Origin of the sequence: Ancylobacter dichloromethanicus (genome assembly GCF_018390645.1) — a bacterium.
GTDB lineage: Bacteria > Pseudomonadota > Alphaproteobacteria > Rhizobiales > Xanthobacteraceae > Ancylobacter > Ancylobacter dichloromethanicus.
In genome coordinates this window covers 807,438-832,690 of sequence record NZ_JAHBGC010000020.1, presented here as the reverse complement: position 1 = coordinate 832,690, position 25,253 = coordinate 807,438, and the positions used below count along the sequence as shown (strand labels likewise).

24 protein-coding genes, 1 tRNA gene and 1 pseudogene are annotated in these 25,253 nt (G+C 67.8%); 20 read left to right on the top strand and 6 right to left on the bottom strand.

Annotation, left to right across the window (positions count from 1 at the left end; translation table 11 throughout):
- Positions 1 to 38: 38 nt before the first annotated feature.
- The 6 genes and pseudogenes from KHC23_RS12660 to KHC23_RS24380 all read left to right on the top strand — a co-directional run.
- Positions 39 to 602 carry a ubiquinol-cytochrome C chaperone family protein gene (locus KHC23_RS12660; RefSeq protein ID WP_213372973.1) on the top strand — a complete coding sequence of 188 codons (564 nt, stop codon included), beginning with the start codon at positions 39 to 41 and terminating at the stop codon, positions 600 to 602.
- Positions 599 to 1,138 (top strand): YceD family protein, encoded by a 540-nt coding sequence (locus tag KHC23_RS12655; protein WP_213372972.1) that lies wholly within the window; start codon positions 599 to 601, stop codon positions 1,136 to 1,138. Before KHC23_RS12660 ends, KHC23_RS12655 begins: the two co-directional genes overlap by 4 nt.
- Positions 1,139 to 1,259: 121 nt before the next feature.
- Positions 1,260 to 2,339: a phosphate acyltransferase PlsX gene (gene plsX, locus KHC23_RS12650; RefSeq protein ID WP_213372971.1), complete on the top strand. Its 1,080-nt coding sequence runs from the start codon at positions 1,260 to 1,262 to the stop codon at positions 2,337 to 2,339.
- Positions 2,336 to 3,307: a beta-ketoacyl-ACP synthase III gene (locus KHC23_RS12645; protein WP_213372970.1), complete on the top strand. Its 972-nt coding sequence runs from the start codon at positions 2,336 to 2,338 to the stop codon at positions 3,305 to 3,307. The genes plsX and KHC23_RS12645 overlap by 4 nt, the downstream gene beginning before the upstream one ends.
- 98 nt (positions 3,308 to 3,405) lie before the next feature.
- A complete protein-coding gene (locus KHC23_RS12640; protein ID WP_018390992.1) occupies positions 3,406 to 3,711 on the top strand; it encodes an integration host factor subunit alpha in 306 nt (101 codons plus the stop codon).
- A 23-nt stretch (positions 3,712 to 3,734) separates the two neighbouring features.
- A pseudogene (locus KHC23_RS24380) lies at positions 3,735 to 3,995 on the top strand (MerR family transcriptional regulator); the annotation flags it as partial.
- Positions 3,996 to 4,766: 771 nt separating this feature from the next.
- On the opposite strand, the gene KHC23_RS12630 reads toward KHC23_RS24380, so the two are convergent.
- Positions 4,767 to 5,141 (bottom strand): septal ring lytic transglycosylase RlpA family protein, encoded by a 375-nt coding sequence (locus tag KHC23_RS12630; protein WP_213373244.1) that lies wholly within the window; start codon positions 5,139 to 5,141, stop codon positions 4,767 to 4,769.
- Between the two features lie 391 nt (positions 5,142 to 5,532).
- Between KHC23_RS12630 and amaB the strand changes: the two genes are divergently transcribed.
- A complete protein-coding gene (gene amaB / locus KHC23_RS12625; protein WP_213372968.1) occupies positions 5,533 to 7,074 on the top strand; it encodes an L-piperidine-6-carboxylate dehydrogenase in 1,542 nt (513 codons plus the stop codon).
- On the opposite strand, the gene KHC23_RS12620 is transcribed toward amaB, so the two are convergent.
- Complete coding sequence (locus tag KHC23_RS12620) at positions 7,047 to 7,715, bottom strand: nitroreductase family protein (RefSeq protein WP_213372967.1); 669 nt, start codon at positions 7,713 to 7,715, stop codon at positions 7,047 to 7,049. The genes amaB and KHC23_RS12620 overlap by 28 nt on opposite strands.
- Before the next feature lie 120 nt (positions 7,716 to 7,835).
- Here KHC23_RS12620 and KHC23_RS12615 point away from each other — a divergent pair, with 120 nt between their 5' ends.
- From KHC23_RS12615 to KHC23_RS12605, 3 genes are all read left to right on the top strand, one after another.
- Positions 7,836 to 8,369, top strand: coding sequence for a GNAT family acetyltransferase (locus KHC23_RS12615; RefSeq protein WP_213372966.1), 534 nt, complete (start codon positions 7,836 to 7,838; stop codon positions 8,367 to 8,369).
- 39 nt (positions 8,370 to 8,408) lie between these two features.
- Positions 8,409 to 8,486: transfer RNA gene (locus KHC23_RS12610), tRNA-Pro, on the top strand.
- A gap of 177 nt (positions 8,487 to 8,663) precedes the next feature.
- Positions 8,664 to 10,064, top strand: coding sequence for a tyrosine-protein kinase family protein (locus KHC23_RS12605; RefSeq protein ID WP_271188625.1), 1,401 nt, complete (start codon positions 8,664 to 8,666; stop codon positions 10,062 to 10,064).
- Positions 10,065 to 10,081: 17 nt separating this feature from the next.
- On the opposite strand, the gene KHC23_RS12600 is transcribed toward KHC23_RS12605, so the two are convergent.
- Positions 10,082 to 10,324, bottom strand: a complete 243-nt coding sequence (locus tag KHC23_RS12600) for a DUF2842 domain-containing protein (protein WP_213372965.1) — start codon at positions 10,322 to 10,324, stop codon at positions 10,082 to 10,084.
- Positions 10,325 to 10,475: 151 nt separating this feature from the next.
- Between KHC23_RS12600 and KHC23_RS12595 the strand changes: the two genes are divergently transcribed.
- Positions 10,476 to 11,564, top strand: coding sequence for a COX15/CtaA family protein (locus tag KHC23_RS12595; RefSeq protein ID WP_246544528.1), 1,089 nt, complete (start codon positions 10,476 to 10,478; stop codon positions 11,562 to 11,564).
- Between the two features lie 117 nt (positions 11,565 to 11,681).
- Here KHC23_RS12595 and uvrA read toward each other — a convergent pair whose 3' ends face one another.
- Both uvrA and KHC23_RS12585 read right to left on the bottom strand, forming a co-directional pair.
- Positions 11,682 to 14,585 (bottom strand): excinuclease ABC subunit UvrA, encoded by a 2,904-nt coding sequence (gene uvrA / locus KHC23_RS12590; protein ID WP_213372964.1) that lies wholly within the window; start codon positions 14,583 to 14,585, stop codon positions 11,682 to 11,684.
- 95 nt (positions 14,586 to 14,680) lie between these two features.
- A complete protein-coding gene (locus KHC23_RS12585) occupies positions 14,681 to 14,836 on the bottom strand; it encodes a hypothetical protein (protein ID WP_213372963.1) in 156 nt (51 codons plus the stop codon).
- Between the two features lie 293 nt (positions 14,837 to 15,129).
- On the opposite strand from KHC23_RS12585, the gene ssb reads away from it, so the two are divergent.
- Both ssb and KHC23_RS12575 read left to right on the top strand, forming a co-directional pair.
- Positions 15,130 to 15,696 carry a single-stranded DNA-binding protein gene (ssb, locus tag KHC23_RS12580; RefSeq protein ID WP_213372962.1) on the top strand — a complete coding sequence of 189 codons (567 nt, stop codon included), beginning with the start codon at positions 15,130 to 15,132 and terminating at the stop codon, positions 15,694 to 15,696.
- A gap of 24 nt (positions 15,697 to 15,720) precedes the next feature.
- Positions 15,721 to 16,119: a DUF2306 domain-containing protein gene (locus tag KHC23_RS12575; RefSeq protein ID WP_213372960.1), complete on the top strand. Its 399-nt coding sequence runs from the start codon at positions 15,721 to 15,723 to the stop codon at positions 16,117 to 16,119.
- A gap of 18 nt (positions 16,120 to 16,137) precedes the next feature.
- On the opposite strand, the gene KHC23_RS12570 is transcribed toward KHC23_RS12575, so the two are convergent.
- Positions 16,138 to 16,764 (bottom strand): MarC family protein, encoded by a 627-nt coding sequence (locus KHC23_RS12570; RefSeq protein WP_213372958.1) that lies wholly within the window; start codon positions 16,762 to 16,764, stop codon positions 16,138 to 16,140.
- A 300-nt stretch (positions 16,765 to 17,064) separates the two neighbouring features.
- Between KHC23_RS12570 and gyrA the strand changes: the two genes are divergently transcribed.
- From gyrA to tgt, 7 genes are all read left to right on the top strand, one after another.
- On the top strand, positions 17,065 to 19,878 hold the full coding sequence (gyrA, locus tag KHC23_RS12565) for a DNA gyrase subunit A (RefSeq protein WP_213372956.1): 2,814 nt from the start codon (positions 17,065 to 17,067) through the stop codon (positions 19,876 to 19,878).
- A gap of 105 nt (positions 19,879 to 19,983) precedes the next feature.
- Positions 19,984 to 21,045 carry an alpha/beta hydrolase family protein gene (locus tag KHC23_RS12560; RefSeq protein ID WP_213372954.1) on the top strand — a complete coding sequence of 354 codons (1,062 nt, stop codon included), beginning with the start codon at positions 19,984 to 19,986 and terminating at the stop codon, positions 21,043 to 21,045.
- A 72-nt stretch (positions 21,046 to 21,117) separates the two neighbouring features.
- Positions 21,118 to 21,618, top strand: a complete 501-nt coding sequence (gene coaD / locus KHC23_RS12555; RefSeq protein ID WP_213373241.1) for a pantetheine-phosphate adenylyltransferase — start codon at positions 21,118 to 21,120, stop codon at positions 21,616 to 21,618.
- A 41-nt stretch (positions 21,619 to 21,659) separates the two neighbouring features.
- Positions 21,660 to 22,226 (top strand): peptidylprolyl isomerase, encoded by a 567-nt coding sequence (locus KHC23_RS12550; protein WP_373878504.1) that lies wholly within the window; start codon positions 21,660 to 21,662, stop codon positions 22,224 to 22,226.
- Positions 22,227 to 22,283: 57 nt separating this feature from the next.
- Positions 22,284 to 22,742 carry a peptidylprolyl isomerase gene (locus KHC23_RS12545; RefSeq protein ID WP_213372950.1) on the top strand — a complete coding sequence of 153 codons (459 nt, stop codon included), beginning with the start codon at positions 22,284 to 22,286 and terminating at the stop codon, positions 22,740 to 22,742.
- A 128-nt stretch (positions 22,743 to 22,870) separates the two neighbouring features.
- Entirely contained in the window at positions 22,871 to 23,956 is a 1,086-nt protein-coding gene (gene queA, locus KHC23_RS12540) for a tRNA preQ1(34) S-adenosylmethionine ribosyltransferase-isomerase QueA (RefSeq protein WP_213373240.1), read from the top strand.
- The gene (gene tgt / locus KHC23_RS12535) at positions 23,953 to 25,107 is read left to right on the top strand and encodes a tRNA guanosine(34) transglycosylase Tgt (protein ID WP_213372948.1); all 1,155 of its coding nucleotides are present in this window, start codon (positions 23,953 to 23,955) and stop codon (positions 25,105 to 25,107) included. The genes queA and tgt overlap by 4 nt, the downstream gene beginning before the upstream one ends.
- Positions 25,108 to 25,253 lie beyond the last annotated feature (146 nt).

Here is a 25,253-nt window from a genome sequence, read left to right as displayed (position 1 = left end):
CCGCCGAGGCGGCAGCGGCAACGAGGCAGGAGCCGTCCATGATTCTGCGCTTCTTCCGCCGGAATGGCGGAGACGAGACCATTCAGCGGCTCTATGGCGCGATCGTGGCGCATTCGCGCCAACCCGTATTTTACACCGATTACGGCGTGCCCGACACCATCGCAGGCCGCTTCGAGATGATCCTCGTCCATGCCTTCCTGCTGTTTCATCGTCTGAAGCACGAGAGCGAGGCGCGCAGGGCGCTGGGGCAGCGGGTATTCGATGCCTTCTGCACCGACATGGACGCGAATTTGCGCGAGATGGGTGTCGGCGACCTGACCGTTCCGAAGAAGATGAAGAAGGTTGCCGAAGCCTTCTATGGCCGTGTCGGCGCCTATGAGGCGCCGCTCGAGGCGGGCGATCTCGACGCCCTCGGCGAGGCCGTGCTGCGCAATGTCTACGGCTCGAACGAAGCGCATGGGCTACAGGCGCGCGCCCTGGCGGACTATATGATAGGAGCGGCGGCCGCGCTGCGAGCCATACCCTTCGCGGCGCTCGCCGTCGGCGACTTCCCGCTGGCCCCGCCGGCCGCTCCCGGCACCATGGAGACCCAACCGTCATGACCGACGCTTCGCCCCTTTCCAGACCCGTGCTCGCGGCGAGCCTGCCGGACGAGGGTCTCACCGTGAAGCTGGTGCCGGACGCCGCCACCCGCGCCGCGATGGCGAGGGATTTCGGTATTCCCGGCATTCCTTCGATGACGGCGCAGGTCACCCTGACGCCGGGACCGCGTGGCACCGTGCATGTCACCGGCCATATCGACGCGGTCGCCACCCAGACCTGCGTGGTGACGCTGGAGCCCTTCGACACACGGGTTTCGGAAGACATCGACCTGCGCTTCGCGCCGCCCGAGCAGATTCCCGAGATCCGCCCCGGCGCCGAAATCGACGTCGCCGAACTCGACCTGCCCGATCCGCTCATCGACGGCACCATCGACGCCGGTGCCGTGGCGGCCGAATTTCTGGCCCTCGGTCTTGACCCGTATCCGCGCAAGCCGGGAGTGCGCTTCGAGGGACCGGCCGAGCCCGGGCCGGAGGAGATTTCGCCCTTCGCGGCGCTGGCAAAGCTGCGCGGGCGCGATGAAGGAGGCTCGGATTAGTCCGGCTCATGGCCGGGAAATGCACGGATGCTATTGTCATGGCCGCGCAAGTGAGGCATGCCGTCTTCGCGGCCCCGGCGTCGCATCGCCGTCCCACCGAGCAATGAGACCTCGCCGCTAGATGTCCTCGACCGTTCGAATAGCGCTCGACGTCATGGGCGGCGACCACGGCCCCGACGTGGTCCTTCCCGGTGCGGAGATCGCGCTCACCCGCCATCCGGACATCAGTTTCCTGCTGTACGGCGATTCCGTGCGCATCAACGAGATCCTCAAGCGTCACCCGCGTCTGGCGGCCGCGAGCACGGTGGTTCACACCGACGTCGTTGTGCGCATGGACGACAAGCCCAGCCAGGCGTTGCGGCAGGGCCGGCGCGTGTCCTCGATGTGGCGCGCCATCGACGCTGTCCGCATGACGGATGCCGATTGCGCGGTCTCCGCCGGCAATACCGGGGCGCTAATGGCGATGGCCAAGGTCAACCTCAAGATGATGGCCGGCATCGGCCGTCCGGCGATTGCCTGCCTGTGGCCGACCACGCGGGGCGAAAGCGTCGTGCTCGATGTCGGCGCCTCGATCGGCGCCAGCGCCCAGCACCTCGTCGACATGGCGGTGATGGGCGCGGCCATGGCCCGCATCGTTTTCGACATCGAGCGGCCGAGCGTCGGACTGCTCAACATCGGCGTCGAGGAGATCAAGGGCGCCGAGGAGGTCAAGGACGCTGCCGCCGCCCTGCGCGAGGCGGATCATCCCGGCCTCGCCTATCATGGCTTCGTCGAAGGCGACGGCATCGGCCAGGGCGTGGTCGACGTCGTCGTTACCGAAGGTTTCTCCGGCAATATCGCCCTCAAGGCCGCCGAGGGCACCGCAAAGCAGGTGTCCGAGTTCCTGCGGGGCGCGATAAGTCGCAGTTTCCTCGCGAAGATCGGCTATCTGCTGGCGCGTGGCGCCTTCCGCGCGCTGCGCGAGAAGCTCGACCCGCGCAAGTCGAATGGCGGGGTGTTCCTCGGCCTCAACGGCGTGGTCATTAAAAGCCATGGCGGCACTGACGCCGAAGGTTTCGCCTCGGCGGTCGATATCGGCTACGACATGGTGCGCTACAAGCTGCTTTCCCGCATCGAGGCGGGAATGAACGACCGTCCGCAAGTCGGCCTCGCCGCCGCTGCGGATGCCTCCGCCTCTGACGAGTTACAGGTTCCATCGTGAGTGCAATCCGTTCCGTGGTGCGTGGCGTCGGCTCCTATCTGCCGGCCCGTTGCCTGACCAATGCCGACCTGGCGCAAATGGTCGACACCTCAGACGAATGGATCGTGCAGCGCACCGGCATCCGTATGCGCCACATCGCCGCCGACGGCGAAGTCACGTCGGACCTCGCGCTTCATGCGGCACGCGCAGCGCTCTCAGATGCCGGCCTGGTTGCCGATGATATCGACCTCATCGTGCTCGCCACCTCGACGCCGGACAATACCTTCCCGGCCACGGCAGTCAGCGTGCAGGCCGGCCTCGGCATCACCCACGGCGCGGCGTTCGATATTCAGGCCGTATGCTCGGGCTTTGTCTTCGCGCTGGCGACGGCGGATAATTTCCTCAAGTCGGGTGCCTATCGGCGTTGTCTCGTCATAGGCGCGGAAACGTTCTCGCGCATCCTCGACTGGTCCGACCGCACGACCTGCGTCCTGTTCGGCGACGGCGCCGGGGCAATGGTGCTGGAGGCGGTGCGCGACGAGGAGGAGGGGCGGGGTGTCCTGACCTCGCATCTGCGCTCCGACGGCCGGCACAAGAACAAGCTCTATGTCGATGGTGGCGTCTCCTCGACCCGCAGCGTCGGCTTCCTGCGCATGGAGGGCCGCGAGGTGTTCCGCCACGCCGTCGGCATGATCACCGATGTGATCGTCGACGCCTTCGAGGCGACGGGCGAAAACGCCGACACCATCGACTGGTTCGTGCCGCACCAGGCCAACCGGCGCATCATCGACGCCAGCGCGGTCAAGCTCGGCATCGCGCCCGAGAAGGTGGTCATCACCGTCGACCAGCATGGCAACACCTCGGCCGCCTCGATCCCGCTCGCCCTCGCCGCCGCGCACGCGGACGGCCGGATCAAGCGCGGCGATCTGGTGCTGCTGGAGGCGATGGGCGGTGGCTTCACCTGGGCATCGGCGCTCGTTCGCTGGTAATCCGCCGCTCATGCGCGAAGTGCCGTTGACCGGCGGCGCCGGCGGCGCCTAGTTTGGCGGTCAGAAACAACAACATCGACGGGACAGGGAAGACGGCAATGGCAGGTCGCACCATCACGCGCGCCGATCTGTGCGAGGCGGTTTATCAGCGGGTCGGACTGTCGCGGACCGAATCGGCAGCGCTCGTGGAGACGGTTCTCTCCGAGATCGCCGATTGCGTCGCCCGCGGCGAGACGGTGAAGCTCTCCTCCTTCGGCTCCTTCGTGGTGCGGCAGAAGGGCGAGCGCGTCGGGCGCAACCCGAAGACGGGCGAGGAGGTGCCGATCGCGCCGCGCCGGGTCATGGTGTTCAAGCCGTCCAATATCCTGAAGCAGCAGATCAACGGGGCCTCGCCCGAGTCGTGAGCCCGCGACAGGAGCAGCAGGGGGTGGAGAAGGGGCCGGACGCCTTTCGCACGATCAGCGAGGTCGCCGAAGACCTCGACCTCCCCCAGCATGTCCTGCGCTTCTGGGAAACCCGCTTTCCGCAGATCCGCCCGCTCAAGCGCGGCGGCGGTCGGCGCTATTACCGCCCGGACGACGTGGAGTTGCTGCGTGGCATCCGCCACCTGCTCTACGGGGAAGGCTACACGATCCGCGGCGTCCAGCGCATACTGAAGGAAGAGGGCCCGCGCCATGTGCAAGCCATCTGGCGCGACGTCGAGGCGGATGACCAGGCCATTGCCGAACTGGACCGACGTGAGGAGCGCGGTGCGCGTGCGCCCGCGCCGCCTCCACTGGATGAGTCCCCCGATACCGCGCCTCCCGCGAGAGCACCGGAGCCGGAGGCGCCGCGCGGCGGCACCCTTGGCGGTATTCTCAATCTGTTGCCCGGCCGCCAGCGCGACCCTGCCGAGGACGCGCCGGCCCGCCGCGCGCGGCGTCGGCCTGATGGCGAGCCCGATCATCTCGACCTGCCCCTGCTGGCGGATCTGGAGCCGCCGGCAAGACCGTCACGTCACGAACCGTTGCGGCGCAAAGAGCCGCCGCAGATCGAGGTGGCGCCGCCGCCCTTCGAAAGGACCGTGCCGGATAGACGGGACCCGGGCAACCATCTGCCCGAGCCGGTTCCGGTCGAACGCTCGCCTATCGAGCCGCACCCGACGGAGACGAATCAGCCCGAGGCCCGCGCATCCTTCCCGTTCCGGCCCGTCGTTTCCGGACCGGCCGCGCACATACCCGAGGATGAGTTGAACTTCGTGCCGCCGCCATTTCAGGCGACGTCAGCGGCGGTGCCGCCGGCCGTGCCGACGACGCCACGCGCAGGCGGGGTACAGAGTGACGAGGCCCCCGCCCGGGCGAGACTGAGCCGCGACGATATTCAGCGGCTGCAAGCGGCGCTCTACGAATTGCAGGACTGCCAGCGTCTTCTCGACGCCGCGCGGGACCGGAGCGGCTAAACGGGTATCCGGCCGCTGTCTTCAGTCGACGACAGCGATCTCGACCTTGGCCACGCCTCGCTTGCGGAAGCCGAGTTCATCGGCCACGGCGGTCGACACGTCGATGATGCGCCCCTTCACGAACGGGCCGCGATCATTGATCCGCACCACGACAGAACGGCCATTGGCCTTGTTGGTGACGCGAACCCTTGTGTTGAAGGGCAGGCTGCGGTGCGCCGCCGTCATGGCCTTCGCACTATGCCGCTCGCCATTGGCGGTGCGCCCGCCATAGCCGTAATAGGACGCCATTCCAGACGTCGCGATTATGTTGGTCTTCTTTGAGTTTGCAAAGGCAGCATTGCCGCCGGCGATAAAGATGATCCCCGTCGCGAATGCCGCTGCGGCAACCCGTCCCATTCCCCAAGCCGTCAATACCTTCTTCCTTCTCCTGTTGTACGAGGCGCGATGCATGAAAAGGAAATATGGCAAGGTCATCACGACATTATGGCTATAACGCGCCGGCGCTAAGCATGTCATTGTATGCATCATAATAAAAACCGTCCGTATAGTCACGCTCAACTTCGTTATGATCCGCGACCTGGCGCATCCATTTCGGTGATCTCCACGCGCTGTAGCCATGGCCGCAACGCCTTGAAGCGGTGACTGTTCCAGTCTTTTACGGCAGGCGCCCGGTTGATCTGGAGACGCTTTCGGCCGTGCCCCCAATCCCAACGCCACGATGGATTTTGCCGCGCGCGGGATGCTATTGAGCGCGTCGGGCTGCGGCCATTTGTCGAGGAGCGTGAGAATGGCGATGAACGAAACCCGCGAGGTGAAGCCGGTTGCGGACGAGGTCTTCGATCTCCTGCGCGGTCTCGGCGTACCCGATTCCAGCTGGCGCAACGGCACGAGGCCTGTCCGGTCGCCGATTTCCGGCGAGATCATCGCCCAGGTGCCGGAGGCGGACGCCGCCGATGTGGGACGGGCGGTCGAGCGCTCGGCGGTTGCCTACGAAGCTTGGCGGGCAGTCCCGGCTCCGCAGCGCGGCGAATTGGTGCGGCTGCTGGGCGAGGAACTGCGCGCCCACAAGACCGAACTCGGCCGGCTGGTGACGCTGGAGGCCGGCAAGATCCTCTCGGAAGGTCTTGGCGAAGTGCAGGAGATGATCGACATCTGCGACTTCGCGGTCGGTCTCTCGCGCCAGCTTTACGGCCTCACCATCGCCTCGGAGCGCCCCGGCCACCGGATGATGGAAACCTGGCACCCGGTCGGTCCGGTCGGCATCATCACCGCCTTCAACTTCCCGGTCGCCGTGTGGTCGTGGAACGCCGCGCTGGCGCTGGTCTGCGGCAACGCCGTGTTGTGGAAGCCGTCGGAGAAGACGCCGCTGACCGCGCTGGCGGTGCAGGCGCTGTTCGAACGCGCCGCCTTCGCCTTTCGCGGCGCGCCGGAAGGGCTTTCCCAGCTTCTCATCGGCGGCGCCGAAGTCGGTGCGGCATTGACCGACGACGCCCGCGTGCCGGTCATCTCCGCCACCGGTTCGACCCGCATGGGCCGGGTCGTCGGCGAGCGTGTGGCGCGCCGCTTCGGCCGTTCCATCCTGGAACTCGGCGGTAACAATGCCGCCATCGTCTGCCCGTCCGCCGATCTCGACCTCGCACTGCGCGGCATCGCCTTCGCGGCGATGGGCACGGCGGGCCAACGCTGCACTACGCTGCGCCGACTGATCGTGCATGAGAGCGTCTACGACACCCTGGTGCCTCGCCTCGGCAAGGCCTACGGCTCCGTCAGCATCGGCGATCCGCGCGAGGCGGGCACGCTGATCGGCCCGCTGATCGACAAGGCCGCCTTCGACGCCATGCAGGCCGCGCTCGACGCGGCCCGCACCGCCGGCGGCCGCGTCCACGGCGGCGAGCGGGTGCAGGTCGACGCGCACCCGGACGCCTATTATGTCCGCCCGGCACTGGTCGAACTCGACGAACAGATTGACGTGGTGAAGCACGAGACCTTCGCGCCGATCCTTTACGTGCTGCGCTGCACCGGCCTGCCGGAGGCGATCAAGCTGCACAATGGCGTGCCACAGGGCTTGTCCTCGTCGATCTTCACCAACGATCTGCGCGAGGCGGAGGCGTTCCTCTCGGACGAAGGCTCGGATTGCGGCATCGCCAACGTCAATATCGGCCCATCCGGTGCCGAGATCGGCGGCGCCTTCGGTGGCGAGAAGGAAACCGGCGGCGGGCGCGAGTCGGGCTCGGATGCGTGGCGGGCCTATATGCGGCGTGCCACCAACACTATCAACTACTCCCGCGCGCTTCCCCTCGCTCAGGGCGTGTCGTTCGACATCGACTGACCGGGCGTCCAGTAATGCACCACCTCGTCGAGGACCGGGCGCGGCCGGTCCTCGCTCGACGCAGCCGGGCGGCCGATATGGATGAAGCCGGCGATCCGCTCGGGGGCGGCCACGCCGATCAGAGCGGCGGCCTGCGGATCGCGTCCGGGCCATTTCAGCAGCCATTGCGTGGAAAAGCCCATCGCCGCCGCGGCGACGGTGAGCGCCATTCCTGCCGCACCGGCGGAGAGCACCTGGTTCCATTCCGGCACCTTGGCCGCCGCATCGGGCCGGCTCACCAGTATGACCGTTAGCGGTGCGCGGAGCAGATACAGCGTCCACATATCGGCCTTGGCGGCCGGCAGCCCCGGATTCTGCCGCGCATAGAGCGCATCCAGCCGCTCGCCAAGGGCGCGCCGTGCAGCGCCGGCGAGGATGACGAAGCGCCAGGGTGTCAGCCGGCCGTGGTCCGGCACCCGCGCGGCAAGGCGCAGCATGCGCTCAAGCTCCGCCGCCGTCGGCCCGGGCTCCAGCAACTCACGCAGCGGCGAGGAGCGGCGGGATTCGAGCCGCCCCAGCATCTCTTCACTGGCGGGGATATCGAGCGGCGCCGCAACTGGCGCGCCGACGGGCTGCGACGTTCCGTGGGCATGGTGGTTCATGGGGGCACTCCCGATGCGAGCAATCGCTCCATCATAGAACGCTCCCGCGCGGCGTGGCATACTTGCCACGGGAAAAGCCGACCCTAGTTACCGCAGCACCTTGGTTACAGGAGCCGGCCTATGAGTTTTGTGATCCGGGTCGTCTTCGCCATCGCCGCCGGCGTGCTTATGTCCATCGCCGCCGTGCTTCTGCTGTACGCCCCCTATTCCGTGCTGCGCGACGCCATGGCGAGCGGCGGGAAGATCCACCACTCTCTGCTTGGCGCGGTCGGTTATCTCATCGTCGCCATCGCCCTGTTCGACGTGGCGAAGTACTTCTTCGAGGAAGAAGTGCCGGCCGGCCGCGAGCGGCGCACGGCGGCGGACGCGAGGCGGGGGCTCACGAAATTCGTCTCCACCATCATCATCGCCCTGTTCCTGGAGGCGCTGGTCCTGGTGTTCGAGACCGCGCGCGAGAACGTCGCCGAGGTGAAATACGCGGCGCTGCTGGTCTTTTCCGGCTGCCTGACGCTGGTCTGCCTCGGATTGTTCCAAAGGTTGAGCGCGGCGACCGAAAAAGAGGTCGGTCCGGAGCCGAATGACCGCCCCGAAGGGGAGGATATGGCCATGGACGCGAAAGAGCCGCCGTCCACAGGCCCGGGCCGGCTTGCATAGCGGCCGGTGAATCGCTAGACAGACGGCGCCTCGCGGCGTCGGAGCGTAGCGCAGCCTGGTTAGCGCACTAGTCTGGGGGACTAGGGGTCGGAGGTTCAAATCCTCTCGCTCCGACCATTTCACCGCCGCCTTGGCGCGGCCGGTGGATCGCTCCGCGAAGGCTCTTCTGCTTTAACACGGTGGAAACCATGAAGGTGCCTAATAGGCCCCATGATGGACCCGCGTGCAGGCTCTGTGGAGACGGCAGCCGCTACCGCCGATGAGGCGATGGCGCCAGGCACAGGGATTCGCCCCGTGCGGCGGGCACGGCGACTTCTGCGCCTCCTTCTGGCGCCGACGCTTGTGGGGCTCGGCCTTGCCGGTGTGACCAGCGAGGTCGCCGTTCCGCGTTACCAATCCCAGTCCCGCCTGTGGATCGACGGTCGTGACGTCGCGGGGGGGCGCGACGGGGTAAAGGTTCTGTCCTCGCGCGATTTCGCCCGGCAGGTCATCGAGACCCGCCGGCTGGGCGCCCGACTGGCCTCACCGACCAGTGAGGGCCGCGGCGTACTGTCCGGCGCGGCGGTGCGGGTGGCGGGATACGCCATGCCTCCGGGAACGGCACCGGTGACGCGGGAGACACTGGCGCTACGAACCATCGAGCGGGGCCTGAGCGTGCGTCAGGTCGGCGGCGGGCAGGTGGAGGTTGATTTCGTCTCGGCCGATCCCCGCCTCTCGGCCGATGTCGCCAACGCCTTCGCCTCTAGCTACATAGAACTGCGCCAGACCCACGCCCCCCTTGCAGCGGACGAGGGTTCCCCGTCCGCCGTGCCGGCCCGCATGGTGGTGTCGGCCGTGCCGGCCACCGCCCCGCGCTGGCCGACGCCGCTCGTCTCGAGCCTCGTTGCCGGCATTGGCACTTTCGCCCTGGTGTTCGGCCTGCAGAGTTGGATGCGCCGTCGCCGGTCGACGGGGGGCCACGAGTTCGGCGCCGTGCCGATGCCGGAAACCACACCCCGGCCACTGCAGCACCTGCCGTGGATCGGCGGCTCATCCGCCGAACATGCCGAATGCGCCGAGATGGGCAGTTCACTGCGGCTGCTGTCGCGCGAACGCGAGCAGGCGGATCTGTCGCGCCTCGTCGAACTGCGCGGCGCCGCGGCCCGCCTCGTCACCGTCACCGGAAGCCGCGCCGACGAATCCATTGCCCGCTGCGCGCTCGCGCTCGGCCGGTCGCTGGCCGGCGCCGCCGAGCGACGGGTGGTGGTGGTCTGCCTGGATATCGCCTCACCCTCGCTGGAGGGTCTCACCGCCGACCCGCGCGCGCCCGGCCTGACCGACCTGCTGACCGGCGTCGCCGGTTTCTCCGATGCCATCCATCGCGAGAGCGCCTCGCGCTGCCATGTCATTCCGCCCGGGCGCGGGGCGCGCGAGGCCGACGGGCTGGTGGCGGCAGATCGCCTGCCGCTGATCCTCACCGCGCTGAAACAGACCTACGATCACGTGATTGTGGCCGCGCCGCCGCTGGGCGATCTCGTCGGCGCCGAGCGGATCGCCGGCCTCAGCCCGACGACCATCCTGGTCACCCAGCCGGGTGCCATGGCGACCGACGCGGTGCAGGCCTTTGACGCGCTTGCCGCGCTTGGGTTCGGCGATATCGCGATGATCACCTTCACGCCGGAAAGCCCGGAAAAGGCGTTCTCGCGCGCCGCCTGAAGCCGGCCTTCAAAGCGTCAGAGCGTTTCGGGACGCCGGTCGTGCTTCTGCATCCAGCGGATCAGGGCCCCGGCCGGGACGATCCAGCCGGCACCGAGCACGACATAGGCAATGAACTGCCAGAAGGCGGGCAGGGTGGTGACGCGGCCCTGCGCCAGCGCCATCGCCCCCAGCGCCCAGCCGAGTACCAGCAGCACCATCAGCACCGTGCCGATCAGCTTGCGCGAACGGGCGGACAGGCTGGTATGCGGGTCGGACATCGGCAGCTCCGGCTGGGAAATGATTGGCGCGAGACAATGAGTCCCGTTGCATGCGGGCACTGGCCTCTATATCGCTCGCCGCGCCCGGGAGGAAGCGCCCGGCGCGGAGCGGCCGGGGGCGGGCGGCCGCCAATGCAGGGAGCGCAGGCCTATGGCCCAGGATCACGTCGCCACGCACGTCAGCAGCCAAGCCCTTGCGGTGCCTGCCGGCGGCCATCGGGCGGGCGATCGGCTGCGGCCGGTGCGCCTTTGGCTCTACGCCGTCGCCGCGCTCATCGTGCTGATGGTGGTGGTGGGCGGTGCGACCCGGCTGACCGAATCCGGCCTGTCGATCACTGAATGGAAGCCGGTCGCCGGCACGCTGCCGCCGCTCGGCGACGCGGCGTGGCAGGCGGAATTCGACAAGTACCGGCAGATCCCGCAGTACCAGCAGATCAATCGCGGCATGAGCCTCGCGGAGTTCAAATACATCTTCTGGTGGGAATGGGGGCACCGCCTGCTCGGGCGGCTGATCGGCTTCGTGTTCCTGTTGCCGTTCCTGTTCTTCCTCTGGCGCGGCGTGATCGACCGCTCCCTCGGCTGGAAGCTCGGCGGCCTGTTCGTGCTTGGCGGGCTCCAGGGTGCGGTCGGCTGGTGGATGGTGGCTTCGGGGCTGGTGAACCGGGTCGATGTCAGCCAGTACCGGCTGGCCACCCATCTCACGCTGGCCTGCGTCATCCTCGCCGCCACGGTGGCGGTTGCTGTCTCGCTGAAGCCGGCGCGGGAAAAGCGGGCCTCGCCCGACTGGCTGCGCGGCTATGCGCGGATCCTGTTCGCCGTCGTGCTGGTGCAGATATTCCTCGGCGGGCTGGTGGCCGGCCTTGATGCCGGACTGACCTACACGACCTGGCCGCTGATGGACGGCCACATCGTGCCGCCGATTGAAAATCTGCTTGTGCAACAACCCGTCTGGCGGAATTTCTTCGAGAACGTTCTCACCGTTCAGTTCAATCACAGGCTCTTTGCCTATGTGCTGTTCGCGCTGGCGGTCGGGCATTGGCTGAGCGCGCGCCGGGTGGGCGGCGCGGTACGTCGGCGGGCGAACTTCATTCTCGCCCTGGTCGCGGCGCAGGCGACCCTCGGTATCCTGACGCTGATCCATCAGGTCCCGATCGACATCGCGCTCGCGCACCAGTTCGGCGCGACGCTGGTGCTGATCGCCGTGACGGTAAATCTGGTGCGGTTGAGGGAGGGCGCCTGACGCTGCCCGGCTGCAGAAGTCGCTGCAAGCGCTGCTGCATCATCAAGCTGCCACCCGGCCGCCCTCAAGCTGCCTTCTGCACCCGGACTGCAGCAGGCGGCGACGTCCGCCGCCCGCCTATTCTGCCGCGCTGCGCGGCTTGAGCGGCCGGCGCGCCAGCACATCGGCGAGGAACCGCCCGGTGTGGCTGCGCCCGCTCTTGGCGATCACCTCCGGCGGACCGGCGGCGACGATCTCGCCGCCGCCATCACCGCCCTCCGGGCCGAGGTCGATGACCCAGTCGGCGGTCTTGATGACTTCGAGATTGTGCTCGATCACCACCACCGTGTTGCCCTGCTCGACCAGCTCGTGCAGCACCTCCAGCAGCTTCGCCACGTCGTGGAAATGCAGGCCGGTGGTCGGCTCGTCGAGGATGTAGAGCGTGCGCCCGGTGGCACGCTTGGACAGCTCCTTGGAGAGCTTGACCCGCTGCGCCTCGCCGCCGGACAGCGTGTTGGCCTGCTGGCCGACATGGATGTAGCCGAGCCCGACGCGCGCCAGCGTCTCCAGCTTGTCGCGCACCGCCGGCACCGCCTTGAAGAACTCGGCGCCCTCGTCGACCGTCATGTCGAGCACGTCGGCGATGGACTTGTTCTTGAAGGTGACCTCCAGCGTCTCTCTGTTGTAGCGCTTGCCCTTGCAGACATCGCAGGTGACGTAGACGTCCGGCAAAAAGTGCATCTCGATCTTGATGACGCCGTCGCCCTGGCACGCCTCGCAGCGCCCGCCCTTGACGTTGAACGAGAAGCGGCCCGGCCCGTAGCCGCGCGCCTTGGCCTCCGGCAGGCCGGAAAACCATTCGCGGATCGGCGTGAAGGCGCCAGTATAGGTGGCCGGGTTGGAGCGCGGGGTGCGCCCGATCGGCGACTGGTCGATGTCGATCACCTTGTCGAGATGTTCCAGCCCCTCCAGCCCGTCATGCGCCAGCGGCGGCTCCGAGGCACCGTTGAGCCGGCGCGCCACGGCGCGGTACAGCGTGTCGACCAGCAGCGTCGACTTGCCGCCCCCCGAAACGCCGGTGACGGCGGTGAACAGGCCGAGCGGAATCTCCGCGGTGACGTTCTTCAAATTGTTGGCCCGCGCATTGACCACCCGCAGCAGCCGCTTGCGGTCCGGCTTGCGGCGACGGGGCACCGGCACGGCCATCTCCCCGGTCAGGTATTTGCCGGTGAGCGAGTTCGGATTGGTGAGGATCTCCGGCGGCGTGCCCTGCGCCACGATGCGCCCGCCATGCACGCCGGCGCCGGGGCCGACATCTACCACATAATCGGCGGCGAGGATGGCGTCCTCGTCATGCTCCACCACGATCACCGTATTGCCGAGGTCGCGCAGACGGCGCAGCGTGCCGAGCAGACGCTCATTGTCGCGCTGGTGCAGGCCGATGGAGGGCTCGTCCAGTACATAGAGCACGCCGGTCAGCCCGGAGCCGATCTGCGAGGCGAGGCGGATGCGCTGGCTCTCTCCGCCCGACAATGTGCCGGAGGCACGCGCCAGCGTCAGATAGTCCAGCCCGACATCGAGCAGGAAGGCGAGGCGCTCGCGGATCTCCTTGAGGATGCGCGCGGCGATCTCGTTCTGCTTGTCGGTGAGTTGCTCGGGCAGCGAGCCGAACCAGTCCAGCGCGTGCCGAACCGACAGCTCCGCCGCCTGGCCGATGTGACGGCCGGCGATCTTCACCGCCAGCGCCTCGGGCTTCAGCCGATAGCCGTCGCAGGCGGCGCAGGGCACGGCGGAGAAATACTTGCCGATCTCCTCGCGCGCCCAGTCGCTCTCGGTCTCGCGCCAGCGCCGCTCCAGATTGGTGACGATGCCCTCGAAGGTCTTCACCGTCTCATAGGCGCGGACGCCGTCATCATAGACGAAGCGGATGGTGTCGGCCTTGGAGCCATGCAGGATGACGTTCCGCACCTTCTCCGGCAGGTCCGCCCATGGCACGGTGAGCTTGACGCCGTAATGGCGGGCGATGGCGTCCAGCGTCTGGCCGTAATAGGGCGAGGTCGATTTCGCCCAGGGCGCGATGGCGCCCTGCTTCAGCGTGCGCGACTTGTCCGGCACGATGAGGTCGGGGTCGATCTTGCTCTCATGGCCTAGGCCGTCGCAGGTCGGGCAGGCGCCGAACGGGTTGTTGAAGGAGAACAGCCGCGGCTCGATCTCGGCGATGGTGAAGCCGGAGACCGGGCAGGCGAACTTTTCCGAGAACACGATGCGGCGCGGCTCGCCGCTCTCTTCCTTCTCGTCGGCGAACTCGATCACCGCGATGCCGTCGGCGAGGCCCAGCGCGGTCTCGAACGAATCCGCCAGCCGGCTGGCGATGTCCGGCCGCACCACGAGGCGGTCGACCACCACGTCGATGTCGTGCTTGAACTTCTTGTCGAGCGCCGGCGCCTCGGCGATCTCGTGGAATTCGCCGTCGACCTTGACCCGCTGGAAGCCCTTCTTCTGGAACTCGGCCAGTTCCTTGCGGTATTCGCCCTTGCGCCCGCGCACGACGGGGGCGAGCAGATAGAGGCGGGTCTTGTCGGGCAGCGCCAGCACCCGGTCGACCATCTGGCTGACGGTCTGGCTCTCGATCGGCAAGCCGGTGGCCGGCGAATAGGGCACGCCCACCCGCGCCCACAGAAGACGCATATAGTCGTAGATCTCGGTGACGGTGCCGACCGTCGAGCGCGGATTCTTCGAGGTGGTCTTCTGCTCGATGGAGATGGCCGGGGAGAGGCCGTCGATCTGGTCGACATCCGGCTTCTGCATCATCTCGAGGAACTGGCGCGCATAGGCCGAGAGACTCTCGACATAGCGCCGCTGGCCCTCGGCATAGATGGTGTCGAAGGCGAGCGACGATTTACCCGAGCCGGAAAGGCCGGTGAACACCACCAGGCTGTCGCGCGGAATTTCGAGATCGACATTCTTGAGGTTGTGCTCGCGCGCGCCGCGGATCGCAATCGTACGGGCGTCGCGGCGCGGGATATCCACGCGGTCCTTCATTGCGCACTCTTCTCGCCGGTTTCTTACGGGCAGCTACGCCATATCTGCATTTTCGGGGCGGCGCAGCCCCGCGGAGGGCCCGCCCGGCGAGGGGGTCAGCCCCCGGCGCCGTTCAGCACCGCCGCAAGCCCGGCCGCCACGACCAACCCGCCGGCTACGGCGAGAATGGCCCGACGGATCAGGTCCTGGCGGGCCTCCTCGGCGCGGATGGCGATGGCGCGGGCGCGGGGACGGTTGCGCAACTGGGTCATGATGGGACAGGCTCCCTTTTAGAACACAGGGTAAACATAGTCCGGCTCCGGCACTTCGCAATGTGCGACTCGACGACTTGCGGCAGCTTAGCCTTAATGCTAGGAACATAACAAGAACAACAGGAGCGTTTGTCCTGGTGCGCCATCCGACGAGATGCGCTGCCGCAAAGTGGTGGACAAGCGTCTCTCCCCGGGATGTTGCGGGGCGCCATCCGGGGCCGGCTGGTCTAGTATGCGTCCCCTAATTTAAGAGCGCGCGCCACGGCGGGCGTCCGACAGTTTCGGAGGACAAGATGGCGGGCAGCGTCAACAAGGTGATCCTGATCGGTAATCTCGGTCGCGATCCGGAAGTGCGCACGTTCCAGAATGGCGGGCGGGTGTGCAATCTGCGCATCGCCACCTCCGAGACATGGCGCGACAAGGCCTCCGGCGAGCGCAAGGAGCGCACCGAGTGGCACAGCGTGGTGATCTTCAACGAGAACCTGCTGCGTGTGGCCGAGCAATATCTGCGCAAGGGCTCGAAGGTCTATATCGAGGGCCAGATCGAGACCCGCAAGGCGACCGACCAGTCCGGCGGCGAACGCTACTTCACCGAGGTGGTGCTGCGCCCGTTCCGCGGCGAACTGACCATTCTGGACAGCCGTGGCGGGGGCGGCGGCTCCGAAGGTGGCGGCGATGACTACAGCGCCGGCGGCGGCAGCGACTTCGGTTCCGGCGGGGGCTATGGCGGCGGCTCGGGCGGCGGACGTTCCTTCGGTGGCGAGCGCAAGCCGGCCCCGGTCAGCGGCGGCGCGGCCGGCGGCGGCAAGTTCGGTGGTGGCGCGGGCGGCGGCGATCTCGACGACGAAATCCCGTTCTGAGCGGCGGTACGGGGGGAGAGCCGGATGGATCTTGCCCCATTGCTCGACGCTTCGCCGGCCATCCGGCTGCACGCCTTCAGCGCCATCGCCGCGCTGGGCCTCGGGACGGTGCAGTTCGTCGCGCCCAAGGGCACGCTGCCTCATCGCAGCTTCGGCTGGCTATGGTCAGGGCTGATGGCGACCGTGGCAGTGTCCTCGTTCTGGATCAGCGGGATGCGCTGGATCGGGCCGTTCGGCCCCATCCACCTGCTCTCCCTGTTGGTGGTCGTGACCTTGCCGCTGGCGCTGCTGCGGGCGCACCGCGGCGACGTAGCCGGTCACGCGGCGGGCATGACCGGCCTGTTCTACTGGGGCCTCATCGCCGCCGGGCTGTTCACCTTCTGGCCCGGCCGCATCATGAATCAGGTGCTGTTCGGCGGCTGAACGAGGTCTCGCTCGGGCTCAGGTCAGGAACGAGGCCCTGATCCCGTCGATCACGAACTGCACCGCCAGCGCCGTCAGCACGATGCCGAGCAGGCGCGAGAGAATGACGTTGCCGGTGACGCCGAGGAGCCTGTCCATGCGTTCGGCGGCGAGGAAGACGGCGAGGCAGCCGGCGATCACCAGCGCGGTGATGGCGAACAGCAGCACCAGCTGCGTCGGGTCGCCATGCGCCTCGCCGGCGAGCAGCAGAATGGCGGTGATCGCGCCCGGCCCCGCCATTAGCGGGATGGCGAGCGGGAAGACGGCGAGCGTGCGCAGCAGTTTCTCGCGCTGAGCCACCTCGGACGGGTCGAATCTGCGCTCGGTGCGGCGGCCGAACACCATTTCGAACGAGATGGCGAACAGCAGCAGCCCGCCGGCGATGCGGAAGGCGGGCAGGGTGATGCCCAGCGCCGCCAGCAGCGGGGCGCCGACGAGGCCGAACGCGACCAGTATGGCGAGCGCGATGGCAGCCGAGCGCAGCGCCACCAGGCGCCGCTCGGCGCCGGTGAGGTCGGAGGTCACTGCCAGGAACAGCGGCGCGAGGCCGATGGGGTCGATCACCACCACCATGGTGACGACTGCCGAGAACATGTAGTCCAGCATGTCGCGCCCCCGCCGTCGCCGCCGGCGGCCGCTGTTTCGGCGCGGCCGGCACACGCCGCGCAAAGACGGCCCGCTCCAGTAGATCGCGTGCCGCCGGGCATGCCAAGGGCCGTTGCGGCCCGCGCGGGAGGGCCCCGCCGCCACGCTTCCGCCACGATCCGCCACCGCTGCGGAAATGCGGCTGTAAGGCTCTGAAATGTTTATTCTTTTCGTGCCGTCGAAAATGCCGCCTTGCTGGTGTTGCGGGGTGGAATCGGCTACACAGGACCATACGTTCCGCAACCACGGAAAGACGATTCCTTGTCCGATTCCGATACATTGAACCCGGAGGGCGGCGGCCCTTCGGATATCCGGCCCGTCTCGATCACCGAGGAGCTGTCGCGCAGCTATCTCGATTACGCGATGAGCGTGATCGTCTCGCGCGCCCTTCCCGATGTGCGCGACGGCCTCAAGCCGGTGCACCGCCGCATCCTGTTCTCGATGCGCGAGAACAACTACACGCCCGAGCGGCCCTACAACAAATCCGCCCGCGTCACCGGCGATACGATGGGCAAGTACCATCCGCACGGCAACCAGGCGATCTATGACGCGCTGGTGCGGCTGGCGCAGGAATTCTCCATGCGCCTGCCGCTGATCGACGGCCAGGGCAATTTCGGCTCCGTCGACGGCGATCCGCCGGCGGCCGAACGCTACACCGAGGTCCGCCTCGCCAAGCCGGCGATGAACCTGCTGGACGACCTCGACAAGGACACGGTCGACTTCCAGGACAATTACGACGGCCGCGAGCAGGAGCCGACGGTTCTTCCGGCCCGCTTCCCCAACCTGCTGGTCAACGGCGCCGGGGGCATCGCGGTCGGCATGGCCACCAACATTCCGCCGCACAATCTCGGCGAGGTGGTGGACGCCTGCGTCGCGCTGATCGACGACCCCGCGCTCGATGTCGAGCGGCTGCTCGACCATATCCACGGCCCGGACTTTCCGACCGGGGCGCTGATCCTCGGGCGCAGCGGCATAAGGCAGGCCTATCTCACCGGCCGCGGCTCCATCGTCATGCGCTCGCGCGCCACCATCGAGGAGATCCGCAAGGACCGCGACGCCATCATCGTCACCGAGATTCCCTACCAGGTGAACAAGGCGACGATGATCGAGCGCATCGCTGAGCTGGTGCGGGAGAAGCGGCTCGAGGGCATTGCCGAGATTCGCGACGAATCGTCCCGCGAAGGCATGCGCGTGGTGTTCGAGATCAAGCGCGACGCCCAGGCCGACGTCGTGCTGAACAATCTCTACCGCATGACCTCGCTGCAGACCTCGTTCGGCGCCAATATGGTGGCGCTGAATGGCGGCAAGCCGGCGCTGATGAACCTTCTTGACCTGCTGACCGCCTTCGTCGCCTTCCGCGAGGATGTCGTTAGCCGGCGCACCAAATTCCTGCTGCGCAAGGCGCGCGATCGCGCCCATGTGCTGGTCGGGCTTGCCATCGCCGTCGCCAATATCGACGAGATCATCCACACCATCCGCACCTCGCCCGACCCCGCGACCGCGCGTGAGGCGCTGATGACCCGCCATTGGCCGGCAATGGATGTCGCGCCGCTGATCGCGCTGATCGACGACCCGCGCCACCGCCTCGCTGAGGACGGTACCTACCGTCTCTCCGCCGAGCAGGCGCGCGCCATTCTCGATCTGCGGCTGCAGCGCCTCACCGCGCTCGGCCGCGACGAGGTGGCGGACGAACTCGACAAGATCGCCGTCGAGATCCGCGAGTATCTCGACATTCTCGCCAGCCGCGAGCGCATCCGCACCATCGTCAAGGACGAGTTGCTGGCGGTGAAGGCGGAGTTCGGCACCCCGCGCAAGACCGAGATCGCCGAGGCCGAGGGCGACTTCGAGGATGAGGACCTGATCGCCCGCGAGGACATGGTGGTCACCGTTTCCCATGCCGGCTATGTAAAGCGCGTGCCGCTCTCTACCTACCGGGCGCAGCGGCGCGGCGGCAAGGGCCGCTCGGCGATGCAGACCAAGGACGAGGACTTCGTTACCCGGCTTTTCGTCGCATCCACCCATGCGCCGGTGCTGTTCTTCTCCTCCAAGGGCCAAGTCTACAAGCTCAAGGTGTGGCGCCTGCCCGTCGCCGCCCCGCAGTCGCGCGGCAAGGCACTGGTCAACATCCTGCCGCTGACCGAGGGCGAGCGGATCACCTCGATCATGGCGCTTCCGGACGAAGGGGCGTGGAGCCGGCTACAGATCATGTTCGCCACCAATTCCGGCACGGTGCGGCGCAACGAACTGTCCGACTTCACCAATGTGAACCGGAACGGCAAGATCGCCATGAAGCTGGAGGCGGGCGAGTCCATCGCCGGCGTCCAGTTGTGCACAGAGGCCGATGACGTGCTGCTCACCAGCGCCAGGGGCCAGTGCATCCGCTTCCCCACCACCGAGGTGCGTGTCTTCAAGGGCCGCGATTCGATGGGTGTGCGCGGCATCCAGCTGGAAGAGGGCGACCGCCTCATTTCGATGGCCATTATCCGCCATGTGACGGCGACGGCCGAGGAGCGCGCGGCCTATATCAAGCTCGCCAACGCCATCCGCCGCAGCCAGAATGGCGTCGAGTCCAATGGTGAGGAAGCCGACCTCGCCGAGGTGGAGATCGTCGAGGCGGAGATCGCCGAGAGCGAGGCCGGGGAGGCTGCCGCCGCCCCCGCCGAGATCGACCAGGCGCGCTATGTCGCCATGGGCGCGGCGGAGCAGTTCATCCTCACCCTGTCGGAAAACGGCTACGGCAAGCGCACCTCGTCCTACGAGTACCGCACCACGCGGCGCGGCGGCAAAGGCATCGTCGCCATGGCAGTCAACCATCGCAACGGGCCGCTGGTCGCCTCCTTCCCGGTGGAGGAAGCCGACCAGATCATGCTCGTCACCGATGGCGGCCAGCTCATCCGCTGCCCGGTCAACGGCATCCGCACCGTCGGGCGTGGCAGCCAGGGCGTGATCGTGTTCGACACCGCCGAGGACGAGAAGGTCGTTTCGGTCGAGCGCGTCAGCGAGGACGAGGATGAGGGGGCTCTGGGAGCCGAGGGCCTCGCTAGCGAAGACGGGGGCGAGGAGGCGGCGGGCTGAGAGCGCGACTCGCGGCCGTCCGGTGATGGGCGAGCCGTGACCGCCGGGTGATGACCGGCCGGCGTCATACGCCGCGACGCCGGATTTCGAAGGGAGCCGCCGCTTATGATGCGCCCGTCTGTCCGGCCGATGGTCGGGGCGCTGCTTGTCGCGTTCGCGCTTCTCTTCGCCGCCGATGCGGCTTCGGCGGCTACCACCGACGTCGGTTTTCGCCGGATGCGGCTCGCCGACCAGCCCGGCCGGATGCTTGAGGCTACGGTCTGGTACCCGGCTGCCGCGCCCGGTCCGGCGACGCTCATGGGCGACAATGCCGCCTTCGTCGGCGTGCCGGTAATGGTCGACGCCCTGCCGGCGGCAGGCCGCCATCGCCTGGTGGTGCTCTCCCACGGCTATGGTGGGCATGTCGGCAACCAAGGCTGGCTCGCCGCCGCGCTGGTTCAGCGTGGCTATGTGGTCGCGGCGGTGAACCATCCGGGCACGACCAGCCGCAACCGCAATCCGGAGATCGGCGCGCAGCTGTGGGAGCGTCCGCACGATCTCTCCCGGCTCATCGACCACGTGACCCGCGATCCCGCGCTGGGCGTGGACGCCGACAAGGTAGGCATCATAGGCCATTCCCTCGGCGGCTGGACCGCGCTGGCCATGGCCGGTGCCCGGACCGACCCGGCGCGGCTCGAGGCCGATTGCGCGGTCAACACGACGCTCGGCGCGTGCGAGGCCTATCACGAACTCGGCGCCGGCCAGACGCCCAATGCCCGTGCCAGGCTCGCCGGCGACCTGCGCGATCCGCGCATCGGCGCGGCGGTCGCGCTCGATCTCGGCATGGCGCGGGGCTTCACGCCAGACACCCTCGCGGCGATCAGGATACCGGTGCTGGTGATCTCGGCGGGGGAGGGCGACGACCGGATCCCCGCCAAGCTCGAATCCGGCTATCTTGTTGAACATCTGCCGGCCAGCGGCGTTACCTATCTCGCGCTCGACGGCGCCGCCCATTTCAGCTTCCTGCCCCTGTGCAAATCAGGCGCCGCCGCGCTTCTGGAAGCGGACACACCCGGCGACGGCATGGTCTGCCGGGACGGCACGCCGGCGGCGGATCGCGCCACGCTGCATGGGCGCACGGCAGAGGAGGTGGGGCGTTTCCTCGACGCGAGCCTCGGGCCGCCCTGACGTGGCACGCTTGCATCACGCGCAACGGGCCGCTAACGCTTGCCGCGCACCGAGAGGCCAATGATGAGCGCCATGCGCACCGCCTTCTATCCCGGCTCGTTCGACCCGCCGACCAACGGCCATGTCGAGGTCGCCCGCGCCGCCGCCAGGCTGGTCGACCGGCTCGTGGTGGGCGTCGGCATCCATCCCGGCAAGTCGCCGCTCTTTGCCCCGGCCGAGCGGCTGGAGATGCTGCGCGAGGTGTTCGAGCCGATCGCGCAGGAAGAAGGCGCGGCGCTCGCATGCGTCACCTTCGACAATCTGGTGGTCGACGCCGCGCAGCAACATGGCGCCAGCCTGCTGATCCGCGGGCTGCGCGACGGCACCGATCTCGACTATGAAATGCAGATGGCGGGGATGAACGCGACGCTGAAGCCCGGCGTGCAGACGGTGTTTCTGCCGGCCTCGCCCATTGCCCGCCCCATCACCGCCACTCTGGTCCGGCAGATCGCTGCCATGGGCGGCGATGTGTCCGCCTTCGTGCCCAGCCCGGTGCTGGCCCGCCTCACCGGCCGGTTCGGGCGCGGGGCCTAGCGGCGGGCGGCGCCCGCCATCGCTCAACGGAGTTCATGCCCATGATCCGACGCCTTCTCGCCGCCTTCTCCGTCGCCTGCGCGCTGGCCGTGCTGGCCGCCGCGCCAGTGTCGGCGCAGGCGCCCAAATTGCCCCCGAATGTCGACCCGCAGAACGCCATCATCATGCAGACCACCAAAGGGCCGGTGATCTTCGTGCTGCGCGCGGATCTCGCCCCCCAGCACGCCGAGCGCATCAAGACGCTGGCGCGCGAGGGCTATTACGACAATGTGCCGTTCCACCGCGTCATCGAGGGCTTCATGGCGCAGACCGGCGATGGCCAGTACGGCAACGGCACCGGCGGCTCGCGCTACCCCAACCTGCCGGCGGAGTTCTCCAACGTACCGTTCAAGCGCGGCACGGTTGGCATGGCCCGCGCTTCCGCCCCGAACAGCGCCAATTCGCAGTTCTTCATCACTTTCGGCGACGCCTCGTTCCTCAATGGCCAGTACACCGTCATCGGCGAGGTCGTCTCCGGCATGGAGAATGTCGACAAGATCAAGCGCGGCGAGCCGGTGAAGAACCCGGACAAGATCGTCTCGATGAAGGTGGCTGCGGACGTCAAGTGACGCCGCGCGGACGTCAAGTGACGCCGCACCGCCTGTATCTTTTGCAAGGAGAGTAGAATGACCGACACCACCGAAACCACGCTGCTGCTCGAAACGACGCAGGGGCCGGTCACCATCCGCTTCCGTCCCGACCTCGCCCCGGGCCATGTGGCGCGCATCAGCGAACTGGCCAAGCAGGGCTTTTATGACGGCGTGGTGTTCCACCGCGTCATCGACGGCTTCATGGCCCAGACCGGCGATCCCACCGGCACCGGCCGCGGCGGCTCGGGCAAGAACCTGAAGGCCGAATTCAACAAGGGCCGCCATGTGCGCGGCACGGTCTCCATGGCCCGCGCCCAGAGCCCGGATTCGGGCGACAGCCAGTTCTTCATCTGCTTCGCCGATGCCGGCTTCCTCGACGGCCAGTACACCGTCTGGGGTGAGGTGATCGAAGGCATGGAGAATGTCGACAAGATCAAGCGCGGCGAGCCGGTGCAGAACCCGGACAAGATCGTCAAGGCGACCGTTTCCGCCTGATCGCCTTCACCTTGAGAGTCGGCGTCATCCCGGCCGCGCAAACGCGCGCGCCGGGATCGCTATATCCAGCCATGCCCCGACCGGCCATCGACCGTCGGGCCTGCACCGTCTTCCAGGCTTTCAATCGCATGCGCGTCGACCTGTTCGATTTCGATCTACCGCCCGAGCGCATCGCGCTGCGGCCCGTGTCGCCGCGCGACGCGGCGCGAATGCTGGTGGTGCGTCCCGGTGCCGTGCCGGAACTCACCGACGCGCAGGTGCGCGACCTGCCCGACGTGCTGGCGCCGGGCGACGCGCTGGTGGTCAACGACACCCGCGTCTTCCCCGCCCGGCTCGACGGCATCCGGCGTCGCGACTCCTCGCAGGGCGAAGGGGTTCGGGTCGAGGCCATGCTGCACAAGCGGCTCGGGCCGGAGAGTTGGCTGGCGCTGGCGCGGCCCGGCAAGCGGTTGGCGCCCGGCGACATGATCGAATTCACCGCCACCGACGGCAGGGCCACGCTCGCAGCTCGCGTCGCGGCCAAGGGCGAGGGCGGCGAGGTGACATTGCGGTTCGAGGAAACCGGCCCGGCGCTCGACGCCGCCATCGCCGCCATCGGCCATATCCCGCTACCGCCCTATATCGCCGCAAAACGTGCCGACGACACGCAGGACCGCGCCGACTACCAGACCATGTTCGCGGCGCATGAGGGGTCCGTCGCGGCCCCCACCGCTGGCCTGCATTTCACCCCCTCGCTGATCGAACGTCTGGCGGCGCGCGGGATCGAGACCCATCGCGTCACGCTGCATGTCGGCGCCGGCACCTTTCTGCCGGTCAAGGCGGACGACACCAGCGACCATCGGATGCATGCCGAGTGGGGCGAGGTCTCGCCGGAGACCGCCGCGGCGCTGAACGCGGTGAAGGCGCGCGGCGGCAGGATCGTCACCGTCGGCACCACGGCGACGCGGCTGATCGAGAGCGCGGCGGTGGACGAGGGGCGGCTCGGCGCGTGGCGCGGCGAGACCGACATCTTCATCACGCCGGGCAGCCACTTCCGCTTCATCGACGGCATGCTGACCAATTTCCACCTGCCGCGCTCGACGCTGGTGATGCTGGTGGCCGCCTTTATCGGTCACGAGAGCCAGAAGCGTGCCTATGCCCACGCGATCGCGAGCGGATACCGCTTCTATTCCTATGGCGATGCCTGCCTTTTGCTGCCACAAGCCCGGCCATGAATAATCCCGACACTCGCGAACTGACCCATTTTCACTACAACCTGCATACCACCGACGGCGCGGCACGCCTCGGCGAGGTCGTCACCCCGCGCGGCATCGTGCGCACACCGGCCTTCATGCCGGTCGGCACCGCCGGCACGGTGAAGGGCATGTATCCCGAACAGGTGCGCGACCTCGGCGCCGATATCCTGCTCGGCAACACCTATCACCTGATGCTGCGTCCCGGTGCCGAGCGGGTGGCACGGCTCGGCGGGCTGCACGAGCTGATGCGCTGGCCGCACCCGATCCTCACCGATTCCGGCGGCTTCCAGGTCATGTCGCTCGCCGGCCTGCGCAAGATGAGCGAGAAGGGCGTGACCTTCCGCTCGCATATCGATGGCGCCTATCATGAGCTGACGCCCGAGCGCTCGGTGGAGATCCAGGGCCTGCTCGGCGCCGATATCCAGATGCAGCTCGACGAGTGCGTGCGGCTGCCGGCGTCAAAGGACGATATCGCCCGCGCGCTGCGCCTGTCGCTGCGCTGGGCCGAACGCTCGAAGAAGGCGTTCGAGGCGCAGCCGAAGGGCCGGGCGCTGTTCGGCATCGTGCAGGGGGGCGACGACCCGGAACTGCGCATGGAATCCGCCCGCGGCCTGGTCGACATCGACTTTCCCGGATACTCCATCGGCGGCCTCGCGGTCGGCGAGCCGCAGGACGTGATGCTGGCGATGCTGGATGTGGTGACGCCGATCCTCCCCGTGGACAGGCCGCGCTACCTCATGGGCGTCGGCACGCCGGACGACATGATCGAGAGCGTGGCGCGCGGCGTCGACATGTTTGACTGCGTCATGCCCACGCGCGCCGGCCGCCACGCCCAGGCCTTCACCCGCTTTGGCCGGATCAACCTCAAGAACGCCCGCCACGCCGACGACCCGCGCCCTCTCGACGAGGAAAGCGACTGCCCGGCGGCGCGCGATTATTCCCGCGCCTATCTCCACCACCTCGTGCGCTGCGACGAGATGCTGGGATCGATGCTGCTGACCTGGGTCAACCTCGCCTATTACCAGAACCTGATGGCCGGCATCCGCACCGCCATCGCCGAGCGGCGGTTGGGGGCGTTCAAGGCCGAGGTGAAAGAAGGCTGGGCGCGCGGGGACATCGCAGCGCGCTGAGCCTGTTTCGCCGGCCGTCATCCCGGACGACCGAAGGCCGATCCGGGATCGCGTTACGCACGGAGCGCACGGGGCGCCGTCAATGGCGCGGGTAATGTCACGACGTCATGCCCGGGCCCAGCCCGGGTATGACGTCACTTATGCGA

Coding starts and splice junctions, on each gene's coding strand:
- KHC23_RS12660 (WP_213372973.1), top strand. CDS start 39: ATGATTCTGCGCTTCTTCCGCCGGAATGGCGGAGACGAGACCATTCAG.
- KHC23_RS12655 (WP_213372972.1), top strand. CDS start 599: ATGACCGACGCTTCGCCCCTTTCCAGACCCGTGCTCGCGGCGAGCCTG.
- plsX (WP_213372971.1), top strand. CDS start 1,260: ATGTCCTCGACCGTTCGAATAGCGCTCGACGTCATGGGCGGCGACCAC.
- KHC23_RS12640 (WP_018390992.1), top strand. CDS start 3,406: ATGGCAGGTCGCACCATCACGCGCGCCGATCTGTGCGAGGCGGTTTAT.
- KHC23_RS12630 (WP_213373244.1), bottom strand. CDS start 5,141: ATGGGACGGGTTGCCGCAGCGGCATTCGCGACGGGGATCATCTTTATC.
- amaB (WP_213372968.1), top strand. CDS start 5,533: ATGGCGATGAACGAAACCCGCGAGGTGAAGCCGGTTGCGGACGAGGTC.
- KHC23_RS12620 (WP_213372967.1), bottom strand. CDS start 7,715: ATGAACCACCATGCCCACGGAACGTCGCAGCCCGTCGGCGCGCCAGTT.
- KHC23_RS12615 (WP_213372966.1), top strand. CDS start 7,836: ATGAGTTTTGTGATCCGGGTCGTCTTCGCCATCGCCGCCGGCGTGCTT.
- KHC23_RS12600 (WP_213372965.1), bottom strand. CDS start 10,324: ATGTCCGACCCGCATACCAGCCTGTCCGCCCGTTCGCGCAAGCTGATC.
- KHC23_RS12595 (WP_246544528.1), top strand. CDS start 10,476: ATGGCCCAGGATCACGTCGCCACGCACGTCAGCAGCCAAGCCCTTGCG.
- uvrA (WP_213372964.1), bottom strand. CDS start 14,585: ATGAAGGACCGCGTGGATATCCCGCGCCGCGACGCCCGTACGATTGCG.
- KHC23_RS12585 (WP_213372963.1), bottom strand. CDS start 14,836: ATGACCCAGTTGCGCAACCGTCCCCGCGCCCGCGCCATCGCCATCCGC.
- ssb (WP_213372962.1), top strand. CDS start 15,130: ATGGCGGGCAGCGTCAACAAGGTGATCCTGATCGGTAATCTCGGTCGC.
- KHC23_RS12575 (WP_213372960.1), top strand. CDS start 15,721: ATGGATCTTGCCCCATTGCTCGACGCTTCGCCGGCCATCCGGCTGCAC.
- KHC23_RS12570 (WP_213372958.1), bottom strand. CDS start 16,764: ATGCTGGACTACATGTTCTCGGCAGTCGTCACCATGGTGGTGGTGATC.
- KHC23_RS12560 (WP_213372954.1), top strand. CDS start 19,984: ATGATGCGCCCGTCTGTCCGGCCGATGGTCGGGGCGCTGCTTGTCGCG.
- coaD (WP_213373241.1), top strand. CDS start 21,118: ATGCGCACCGCCTTCTATCCCGGCTCGTTCGACCCGCCGACCAACGGC.
- KHC23_RS12550 (WP_373878504.1), top strand. CDS start 21,660: ATGATCCGACGCCTTCTCGCCGCCTTCTCCGTCGCCTGCGCGCTGGCC.
- KHC23_RS12545 (WP_213372950.1), top strand. CDS start 22,284: ATGACCGACACCACCGAAACCACGCTGCTGCTCGAAACGACGCAGGGG.
- queA (WP_213373240.1), top strand. CDS start 22,871: ATGCGCGTCGACCTGTTCGATTTCGATCTACCGCCCGAGCGCATCGCG.
- tgt (WP_213372948.1), top strand. CDS start 23,953: ATGAATAATCCCGACACTCGCGAACTGACCCATTTTCACTACAACCTG.